Origin of the sequence: Desulfosporosinus hippei DSM 8344 (assembly GCF_900100785.1) — a bacterium.
Lineage (GTDB): Bacteria > Bacillota > Desulfitobacteriia > Desulfitobacteriales > Desulfitobacteriaceae > Desulfosporosinus > Desulfosporosinus hippei.
The window spans coordinates 42,036-49,846 of sequence record NZ_FNCP01000031.1 but is presented as its reverse complement, the minus strand read 5'-3'; the positions used below and the strand labels follow the sequence as shown (position 1 = coordinate 49,846).

At 43.3% G+C, this 7,811-nt stretch carries 5 protein-coding genes and 1 pseudogene; 5 read left to right on the top strand and 1 reads right to left on the bottom strand.

Annotated elements, in window-relative coordinates:
- Positions 1 to 52 precede the first annotated feature (52 nt).
- Positions 53 to 355: pseudogene (locus BLS16_RS19950) on the bottom strand (class I SAM-dependent methyltransferase); the annotation flags it as partial.
- 243 nt (positions 356 to 598) lie between these two features.
- On the opposite strand from BLS16_RS19950, the gene ligD reads away from it, so the two are divergent.
- From ligD to BLS16_RS19925, 5 genes are all read left to right on the top strand, one after another.
- Complete coding sequence (gene ligD, locus BLS16_RS19945) at positions 599 to 3,055, top strand: DNA ligase D (protein ID WP_092335408.1); 2,457 nt, start codon at positions 599 to 601, stop codon at positions 3,053 to 3,055.
- A gap of 79 nt (positions 3,056 to 3,134) precedes the next feature.
- Positions 3,135 to 4,163: a 3-deoxy-7-phosphoheptulonate synthase gene (locus tag BLS16_RS19940; protein WP_092335407.1), complete on the top strand. Its 1,029-nt coding sequence runs from the start codon at positions 3,135 to 3,137 to the stop codon at positions 4,161 to 4,163.
- A gap of 67 nt (positions 4,164 to 4,230) precedes the next feature.
- Positions 4,231 to 4,806, top strand: coding sequence for a GNAT family N-acetyltransferase (locus BLS16_RS19935; RefSeq protein WP_176786243.1), 576 nt, complete (start codon positions 4,231 to 4,233; stop codon positions 4,804 to 4,806).
- Positions 4,807 to 5,240: 434 nt separating this feature from the next.
- Positions 5,241 to 5,876: a hypothetical protein gene (locus BLS16_RS19930; RefSeq protein ID WP_092335406.1), complete on the top strand. Its 636-nt coding sequence runs from the start codon at positions 5,241 to 5,243 to the stop codon at positions 5,874 to 5,876.
- A 10-nt stretch (positions 5,877 to 5,886) separates the two neighbouring features.
- Positions 5,887 to 7,746 (top strand): sensor domain-containing diguanylate cyclase, encoded by a 1,860-nt coding sequence (locus BLS16_RS19925; RefSeq protein ID WP_092335405.1) that lies wholly within the window; start codon positions 5,887 to 5,889, stop codon positions 7,744 to 7,746.
- The last annotated feature ends 65 nt before the right edge of the window (positions 7,747 to 7,811 follow it).

Sequence of the window (7,811 nt, the reverse complement as noted above, 5' to 3'; positions counted from 1 at the left end):
TGATAAATTTTATATGCCCACCTGTATGTATAAGAAAAACACAACCATCTTAATCTGGATGGTTGTGTTTTTCAGGCCTTAACTTAATGACATTGCCCTCAAGGGATGCTAGTTTCTTTTGGGCCAGAGCCATCATTTCAGCGGAAATATCCACAGCAGTGACTTCATATCCCTCTTGCACAAGCCAGTTGGTATATTGTCCGGTTCCACAGCCGATCTCCAGAACCTTGGTACCCGGTGTCTTAAACATGGACTGGGCCAAGTGACGTTCAACTTGATCAGAGACTGATCCAAGTTCAGTATCATACCAGGAATCATAATGTGCAGCTACCTGGTCAAAAAGTGCTTCCTTCATTAGTAATCACCCTCATATTCAATTTCCTATTCTATATGTAACTTTCGACTTTCTACATTTTGCTCTTTAATTCCTTCTTCACCTTCCTGATATCAATGAATCATTGGACCAGTTTTTATCAAAACTTGAAAAACAGTTCTAGCGGAAAATGTGAAGGAAACAAGGGGATACTTATAATTCAATTGGAAACAATAGCTTGGAGGCTTTTTAAAATCCTAGATGAGAAGGAACCGGCGTGATTAGATGACTGAAAAACTCGACGAGTACAATCAAAAAAGAAATTTCACCAGAACCTCAGAACCGGAAGGGATAACAGAAGTTGCCCAAGAGGGTCTGAGGTATGTGGTTCAGCACCATTTGGCTCGCAGAGATCACTACGACTTCCGACTGGAATGGGAGGGAGCTTTATTGAGCTGGGCGGTGCCCAGGGGCCCTTCCTATGATACCCGTGACAAGAGGCTGGCCATAAAGGTGGAGGAGCATCCCTTGGAATATAGAAACTTTGAGGGGACGATTCCCCAAGGGGAATATGGCGGCGGTGTGGTTATGCTCTGGGATGAAGGGTACTGGGAACCCTCTGGGGATGTGGGTGAGGGACTCCGTGCAGGTGTGCTGAAGTTTGTTCTGAAAGGACGCAGGCTTAAGGGCAAGTGGGCTCTGGTGCGCTTGAAAGGGAATGCGGGAGAGAAGCAGGATAACTGGCTGTTGCTTAAAGAGAAAGATGAGTATGCTAATAATGCCCAGGGGATTTCCGAATTTACCACCAGCATCAGAACCGGACGCACCATGACGGAAATTGAAGAAGGGGAAGAGGAAAAGATCACCAAAAACCCCTTCAGCAGTACCGGTGTACAGTTGGCCCAAATAGTCCACACGCCTCCTAAGGGTGAGGATTGGCTCTATGAGTTGAAATACGATGGCTACAGAATACTGGCCTATATTGAAGGTAACAGTGTCCGGCTGATTACCAGGAACGGCCATGATTATACAAAGAGGTTCCAGGATGTCTCCACTTCCCTTACGGAATGGGCGGTGGGCCGGGCGATGATTCTGGACGGCGAAATGGCCATCACGGATCCAGCTGGTAAGACGGACTTTCAGGCACTGCAGAACTATCTGAAAAATCCCCAGGCCAAAAACCTGACCTATATCGTCTTTGACCTCCTGGCCTTGGATGGAACGGACCTCAGGGGACAACGACTGATTGACAGGAAGGAAAGGTTGGAAGGATTGCTGCAGGATGCCCCTGAAAACCTCCATTACAGCCGGCATGTGAGAGGAAACGGCAAAGAGAGTTTTCGGGCGGCCTGTGAAGGGGATATGGAAGGGATAATCGGAAAAAAAGCCGATTCCGTCTACAGCGGAGGGAGAAACGGCGACTGGATCAAGCTTAAATGCGATAAAAGGCAGGAATTTGTCATCGGAGGCTATACCCTTTCTGATAAAAAAACCAGCGGAATAAGTTCCCTGCTCCTAGGCGTTTATGCAAGGGGGGTATTAGTCTATGCCGGACGGGCCGGCACCGGCTTGAGCGAATCGGATATAAAAAAGCTGGAGGGCGAATTTGCTGGCCTACAGAGAGGAGGGTCCCCTTTCCAATTTGCACCCAAGCCCAGGTCCAATGAAAAAATTACCTGGCTTGAACCTGAATTGGTGGCGGAAATTAAATTTGCCGAGTGGACCGCAGATCATCAGTTAAGACAGGCCAGCTTCAAAGGCCTGCGGAGGGATATGAATCCTAAGGATATTAGAAAAGAAACAGCGGATGAGGATAGAGAGGATGACGAAACACAGTCCCCATCAGCTGTTAAAAAAACGGAGAGCCTTGTGGAAGTAAACACCAATGGGATCATCATCGAAGGAATCAAGATCAGCAACCCGGACAAAGTGATCTTTGCCGACTCGGAAATCACCAAAGTAGATGTGATTCGGTATTACGCTCAGGTGGCAGAGCGTATGCTGCCCTATGTGAGCCATAGGGTTCTCAGCATTGTCCGCTGTCCCAAAGGCATAGCCCAGACTTGCTTTTATAAGAAGCATCCCATTCCGGGAAGCAAAGGAATTGTCACTATCCCTATTTCTACCGGCAGCGGTGAACAAGAGGACTACTTCTATATTGAGACCCCAGCCGGGCTGATCGCCGAAGCACAAATGGGCACCCTGGAGTTTCATATCTGGGGGAGCCGGGTGGACTATCTGGAAAAACCTGACATGATGGTATTTGATCTGGATCCTGACGAAGGGATGGATCTGAGCAGGGTGCGTCAAGGTGTGCTGGATGTGAAAAATATTCTGGCCCAGCTTTCCCTGAACTCCTACCTCAAGACCAGCGGCGGCAAAGGGTACCATGTAGTCGTCCCCTTAAAACCGGCCGTAACCTGGGAGAGGTTTCACGATTTTGCCAGGCGCGTTGCCGAAGTGATGGAACAGAAGTGGCCTGATCGTTATACAAGCAATGTGAGAAAGGCTAAGCGTACCAACAAAATCTTCATCGACTGGATTCGCAACGGCAGAGGTGCTACCAGCATTGCCCCCTATTCTCTGAGAGCTAGGAAGGGAGCCGGAGTGTCTATGCCCATCCCCTGGGCTGAACTGGACACGGTGGCTCCTGACGGGGTCAATATGGCGGAGGCCCTCCGGAGGATCGGCGGCAATGACCCTTGGCAAGATTTTTTCCGGAATAATCAGCAGCTTAAATGAATGCAGGGAGTCCTTTGCAGTTGTGTTTTTCTAGATTTGATTTATACTTTAAGTATTAAATGGGGCGAGGAGCACTGGTATGAGCATGAAATTTATTAAACGAATACCGACTGCTGAAGAAATCATTGAGCAGTTACCGTTAGCTAAAGATATAAGTAGTCTGCGCGACAAACGAGTTGACGAAATGAGAAATGTTTTTGCTAATCAAGATGATCGGTTTATCCTGATTATCGGACCTTGCTCGGCGGATAATGAGGATTCCGTCTGTGATTATATCGAGAAATTGGCTGAAGTTCAGGAAAAGGTGAAAGACCGACTATTAATCATTCCCAGAATTTATACAAACAAGCCTCGTACTACAGGTGAGGGTTATAAAGGTATGGTTCACCAACCCGACCCCGGGAAAAAGCCTGATTTATGTGAGGGTATTAAAGCCATTCGCAGACTGCATATCAGAGCGTTGGCGGAATTTGGTATGCCGGCTGCAGATGAAATGTTATATCCGGAAAACTATAGTTATCTTGCAGATGTTTTAGGTTATATCGCTATAGGGGCACGGTCGGTGGAAAATCAGCAGCATCGCCTGACTGTCAGTGGAATTGACTTGCCGATTGGTATGAAAAACCCAACCAGCGGAGATCTAACTGTTATGTTAAACTCAATTATTGCTGCTCAGAGCAGCCATACCTTTATCTATAACGGCTGGGAAGTCGATACCCAAGGGAATCCATACGCCCATGCCATTTTAAGAGGTGCCGTCGACTTCACTGGACGAAATATCCCCAACTATCACTTTGAAGATCTGATTCATACTGCTGCCGAGTATGAAAAACTAGACCTTAAAAATCCGGCTATTATCGTCGATGTCAACCATGCTAATTCAATGAAACGTTTTTATGAACAGCCGAGAATCGCTCGAGAAGTTTTATTAAGTAGAAAGTACGATGGCTTACTTAAGAAAATGATTAAAGGTTTGATGATTGAAAGCTATTTGGTTGAAGGCAGACAAGGTATCGATGAAAATATCTACGGAAAATCCATTACAGATTCATGCTTGGGTTGGGAGAGTACAGAAAAGCTTATTTACTATATTGCAGAGAACAGTTAAGTTATTCAAAGGCCAAGGTTTGGCCTTTTGTTTTTGGTAGTTTAATTTGTGAAAGGAAGGGCAAAAATTGGAGTCAGACATCACATGGCGTATGGCAACTAAAGAAGATGCCGAAGAAATTTTGGAATTATACGCACCTTATGTTACAGATACCGCTATTACTTTTGAATATGAGGTTCCTTCTGTTCAAGAGTTTGCAGAAAGAATCAGTAATATAACCAAGAAATACCCTTACCTAGTTGCAATAGAAAACAAGCGGATTATTGGTTATGCCTATGCGTCAGCATTTAAAGAGCGGGCAGCATACGATTGGGCAGTGGAGACCAGCGTATATCTAAGGCAGGATTGCCGAGGTAAAGGTGTTGGTAAGAAATTGTATTTAGCTTTGGAAGAAATATTAAGGCAGCAAAATATTCTTAACCTCAATGCTTGCATCGCATATACCACCACCGAGGATGGTTATCTTACCAATGGAAGTACATATTTTCATAATCAATTAGGGTATAAGAAGGTAGGACATTTTACAAAGTGCGGATACAAGTTTAATACTTGGTACGATATGATTTGGATGGAGAAAATGATTGGAGAACATTCTTGCAATCCAGAACCGGTAATTCCAATTACAGATTTGCACGGATTATAAAATGAGGTTTAGCATTCTGATAAAACATTTTCAAAGACCAACTGCATGACGGCGGAACAGGAGTTGGATAGATAAAAGAGGGAAAATCAATTTATCTAAATGAAAATACCCCTCGATTTTTGATATTGAAAATCGGGGGATATCTGTATCTTTAGTCAATCTATTAATTCTGCCGCTATTCACCATTTAGGTTTGGCTCGGAGGTTTTGCCGTTTTATCAATTGAAAAAAAGAATCGAGGTTCCAGGTATAGACCTGATCTTAAATTTTTTTACTTTTTTTCCTATGACTTGGAAGGGAATAACCAAATCATGCGGAAATATTAATGGATAACTCGAGAAATAATGATTGGTGTCTAAAATGAAAGGTAAATTTAACAAAGGGTTGGAGCGGGGCAAAGGTATTTCCAAATAAATTCAAAGGGTGATTAAGATTATGATTAGAGAGATAGCTTACAATGATGTAAAAGACAACCTCAAAACCGGGGATCTGATTTTATTCCATGGTGTTCAAACGACAAGTAAGCTGATTGAATTGATTGAATGGTCATTCTGGTCACACGTTGGTATGGTTGTTTTACCCAAAGACATCGGCATGACCGGCAAAGAACCTCTTTTTTGGGAGTCGACAGCCTCTGGTGACGGCCTGACGGATTACCTGATAGGCAAACCAAAAGAAAACGGCCCCATGCTCGTATCACTGCATGATCGTATCCAGGTAGATGTCAATCAACATTATGATACGCATTTTTTGGTGAAATATTTAAATCGTTCGTTGAAGCAACCGGAGCTGGAACAACTTAAGGATTTCATGTACAAAGTTCATGATTGTGGATTTCCAAATGCTGAAAATGCCTTGAAATACTACATAGAAGGTAGGTCTTTAAATAAACCAGCGCCCGATAAGGAAGTGTTTTGCAGCGAATTAACGGCAGAGACCTTCATGGCGATGGGATTCATCTCTAAACAATACGTAGCAAACGGGTATTGTCCGGATGACTTTAACAAAGGTGACAACATGCCCTCCCTGCAGCCTTTTCACTTTAATGGCGGGGCCAGATTGAATAAGTAGAGATGATATTATGAGAAATAAAATTACTCCTATATTTGTAATTATAGCCCTAATCATCCTTTCAGCAACTACATTTTTTGTAAATAAACGAACTGCCGAGAAACCACCAACGGCAATAAACGGTGTCTTGGATTTAAGCAACTGGTCATTTGAGAAAAATGGAATTATTAGTTTAGAAGGCACGTGGTCATTCTACTTCAATCGGTTTCTGACTCATGAAGACTTTGTGAAGGGTGTTGACGTTATGCCAACACCTATTGAAATACCCAGCACCAAAGAAAGCATGGCACGCTTCAAACCCTTTGCGGAAAACAAATTCTACGGTACGGTGAGGCTCGTTATAAAACTTCCTGAAGGTAGGTCAACATATGGACTAAGGTCAGATATTATACTGACATCCTTTAAACTCTACATTGACGGTAATCTACAGGGTGAAGTGGGAAAAGTCGGAACGAGCCGGGAGAATAGCGTACCTTACTACAATATACTCACCACCTACTTTAACCCGGAAAGTAATGAAGTGGAGCTGATTTATAATACAGCAGATTTTACGGCGGAAGATTGTACCATCGTGGCGCCCAAAATCGGATTAGCCTCCCAGATTTCTCAAGAAGTACAGTTGGGTTTAGGCAGAGATTTGTTCCTTTTTGGTATGCTGCTCATTATGGGAATCTATCATTTTGGTCTGTATATTATGAGGACAAAGGATCGAGCACCACTCTATTTCGGAGTTTTTTGCCTCCTGTTTGCACTTCGTATGTTATTGGTAGGAGAACGTTTTTTACCAAGTCATTTGAATCTCAGTTTTTTTGTTTACGGACGAATGGCTTATCTATCTGTGTTTATTGGTTTTGCAGCTTTGTGTGGATTCTTATACTATACCTTGGATGGCCTATTCCCCAAATGGTTCGTCAGGGTCAGTATCACTCTGGGATCATTGTTTGGTTTGCTCATTCTCTGGATTCCCTATAGTTCAGCTGACAGACTACTGATGATATATGCTGTATTTGGATTTGCCTTATTAGGCTATGCCATGATTCGCCTGGTTATTGGCATATGGCAAAGTGTTCCTTTTGCTAATATTGTATTTCTGGGTTTCGCTTTTTTGGGGATAACCTTTATCAATGATTTTATTTATCAAATCACACTTCGCAATACACCTTCCCTAATTCCCTTCGGCGTTGCTGTATTTACCCTTACCCAGGCCTATACCTTGTCTGCCAGATTCTCCAATGCCTTTACAAGAGCTGAGCAGCTCTCGGCAGAAAATAAGGCTATTTTGTCAGAGCTTAAGCTTTTGAACAGTAATCTTGAATCTTTGGTTAAGGAACGGACTTCCGATTTGCAGAAGGCCTTGGAGGAAATGGAAGTCATGTCTAAAACGGATTACCTTACAAAATTACCTAACAGGAGGTTGGTCTTTGCCAAAATCAAGGAACTTATTGAGCAGAAAAGGAGCTTTTATATTGGCTTAGCTGATATTGATCATTTTAAAGAGATTAACGATCACTACGGGCATGTTATGGGTGACGAAATCCTTGTGCTTTTATCTTCAATCATAAGTACTGCCATTGGCGGCTGTGGTTTTGTTGGTCGATGGGGTGGTGAGGAATTCTTAATAGTACTGGAGATGGATGAGTTTGATTCGATTTTAAAAAAGGCCAATGAGATACGTAGGGCAGTAGCGGAATACCGGCACGGAGACATCGGCAAAAGCATTTCAATAACCATTGGATTATGTCAATACCGGGAAAACACCTCTCTGGACATTTTAATAGCCAGAGCAGATGAGGCTCTTTATCAGGGCAAATTAGCCGGAAGAAACCAGTGTATCTTCAAAGCAGATGAAAAGAGCGAAAACGTGGTATAACTTTGTCTCAAGCATCGTTTATGAAAGCGATGCTTTTTGTATGTATGGTTTAATTATCGATAAAG

Coding starts and splice junctions, on each gene's coding strand:
- ligD (WP_092335408.1), top strand. CDS start 599: ATGACTGAAAAACTCGACGAGTACAATCAAAAAAGAAATTTCACCAGA.
- BLS16_RS19930 (WP_092335406.1), top strand. CDS start 5,241: ATGATTAGAGAGATAGCTTACAATGATGTAAAAGACAACCTCAAAACC.
- BLS16_RS19925 (WP_092335405.1), top strand. CDS start 5,887: ATGAGAAATAAAATTACTCCTATATTTGTAATTATAGCCCTAATCATC.
- BLS16_RS19940 (WP_092335407.1), top strand. CDS start 3,135: ATGAGCATGAAATTTATTAAACGAATACCGACTGCTGAAGAAATCATT.